Source organism: Cupriavidus sp. 05T313 (assembly GCF_056396665.1).
This window is the reverse complement of record NZ_JBFTLX010000464.1, coordinates 1-2,222: the sequence shown is the minus strand read 5'-3', so window position 1 is coordinate 2,222 and position 2,222 is coordinate 1. Positions and strand designations below refer to the sequence as shown.

At 66.1% G+C, this 2,222-nt stretch carries 2 protein-coding genes; both read left to right on the top strand.

The genetic code is table 11. The features are described from left to right. Nucleotides 1-295 (top strand): SDR family oxidoreductase (locus tag AC1DKD_RS40825; RefSeq protein ID WP_477144703.1); only part of this gene is annotated, 295 nt, incomplete at its 5' end. Then, entirely contained in the window at nucleotides 292-2,079 is a 1,788-nt protein-coding gene (locus AC1DKD_RS40820; protein WP_441633807.1) for a PHA/PHB synthase family protein, read from the top strand. The genes AC1DKD_RS40825 and AC1DKD_RS40820, both read left to right, overlap by 4 nt. Nucleotides 2,080-2,222 lie beyond the last annotated feature (143 nt).

The following is a 2,222-nucleotide window of genomic DNA, read 5'->3' as shown; positions in this document are numbered from 1 at the left end:
GACCAACTATTGCGCCGCCAAGGCCGGGATACACGGGTTCACCAAGGCGCTGGCGCTGGAAGTGGCAGCCGGCGGCGTGACCGTCAACACAGTCTCGCCCGGCTACCTGGCCACGCACATGGTCACCGACATGCCTGCCGACATCCTCCAGGCCAGGATCCTGCCGCAGATCCCGGTTGGCAGACTCGGGCGGCCGGAAGAAGTCGCCGCGCTGATTACCTACCTGTGCTCCGATGACGCGGCGTTTGTCACCGGCGCCAATATCGCCATCAATGGCGGACAGCACATGCAATGAACGCACCCGCTCCGACCAGTGAAATCGCCGCAGCGCCCGAGGCGGAATGCGGCTGCGGCCCCATGGAAGCCGAACGGCACCAGCTCGACGAGCAGGTACGCTCCACCCTGGCCAGCGCCACGCAAGGCATGTCGCTGGCCTCGTTCTGGCTGGCCGGGCTGGACTGGGCATTGCACCTGGCGATCTCCCCCGGCAAGGTCGACGCCGCCGTGGGAGAGTGGATGAGCGCAACGATTGCCACTGCCGCCGGCATGTGGCCGGGGCCGTCGAGCGCGCAGCCAACGCCCGGCATGCCGGCGCGGCCGTCCGACCTGCGCTTCGCCGACCCTGCCTGGTCGCAGTGGCCCTACCATTTCTGGCGCGACGTCTTTCACAACAACGAAGCGCTATGGGAGTCGCTGACGCACGGGCTGCGTGGCGTGTCTCCCCACCATGAGCGGATCGTATCGTTCTGCGCGCGGCAGATGATCGATATCTGCTCACCCGGCAATGCCTGGTGGCTCAACCCCGTGGTGCTGCAGGCCACGGCCGCCAGCGGCGGCACCAACCTCCTGCACGGCGCCCGGCACTGGCTGCACGATATGCAGGACGTGGTGGCCGACCTGTCGCGCGATCCCAGCCTGCGCCGCCCGCCCACCTTCAAGGTCGGGCGGGACGTCGCGGTCACACCCGGCAAGGTGGTGTACCGCAATGCGCTGATGGAACTGATCCAGTACTCGCCGGCCGGTGCCGAGGTATGGCGGGAGCCGGTGCTGATCGTACCGTCCTGGATCATGAAGTACTACATCCTGGATCTCCAGCCGCGGGATTCGCTGGTGCGCTACCTGGTCGGGCAAGGCCACACGGTCTTCATGATCTCGTGGAAGAACCCGGATGCCGAAGCGGCCGGCATGGGCCTCGACGACTACCTGCAACTGGGGATACGGGCCGCCTTGCGCGTGGTCGGCGAACGCTGCCCCGACGCGCGCATCCACGCCGCCGGCTATTGCCTGGGCGGCACCCTGCTGGCCGTCTGCGCCGCGGCGCTGAGCCGCGACGACAATGGCGCGCCGCTGCAAACCCTGACCTTGCTCGCCAGCGAGACGGACTTCACCGAGCCGGGAGAACTCGGCCTGTTCATCGACAGCAGCGCCTTGTCCACGCTGGACGCGATGATGCACCAGCAGGGCTACCTGGATGGCCCGCAGATGGCCGCCGCCTTCCAGATGCTGCACTCACGCGACCTGGTCTGGTCCCGCATGATGAGCGAGTACCTGCTCGGCAAGCGGCTGCGCCCGAGCGACCTGGTGTCGTGGAACCGCGATCTCACCCGATTGCCGTACCGCATGCATTCGGAATGCCTGCACAAACTGTTCCTCTCCAACGAACTCGCCACCGGGCGCTACTGCGTGGACGGGCGGCCCGTTGCCTTGTCCGACCTGCGGTTTCCGGTGTTTGCGGTGGGCACCGAGCATGACCACGTGTCGCCGTGGCGCTCGGTCTACAAGCTGCATCTGCTCACCCCTGCCCCGCTGACCTTCCTGCTTACATCTGGGGGGCACAATGCCGGCATTGTTTCCGAACCTTCGCACCCTGGCCGGCGATATCGGGTGGAAACCCGTGACGCCAATGCGCCTTATGGGAGTCCGGAGCGGTTTCTTGCCAGGGCTGAGCGGCATGAAGGGTCGTGGTGGCCATGCTGGCAAGCGTGGCTGGCGGCGCGTTCGACCGGGCGGGTTGGTGCGCGGGATGTGGGGTCTGGTGCGCTTGCGGATGCGCCTGGGGGTTATGTGTTGGAGCGGTAGTGGGTGGATTTGATGGGGGAATCGGCGGGGGGGTGAGTGCTCGTGCATAACTTCAACTTCAACTTCAACTTCAACTTCAACTTCAAAGGCCTAAAGTCAAAGGCGGTTTCACCCCCCTGCGGGGGGCGACCTACTTTCTTGTC

Excerpts from the sequence above, each read along its gene's own strand:
- AC1DKD_RS40820 (WP_441633807.1), top strand. The coding sequence starts at position 292 with ATGAACGCACCCGCTCCGACCAGTGAAATCGCCGCAGCGCCCGAGGCG.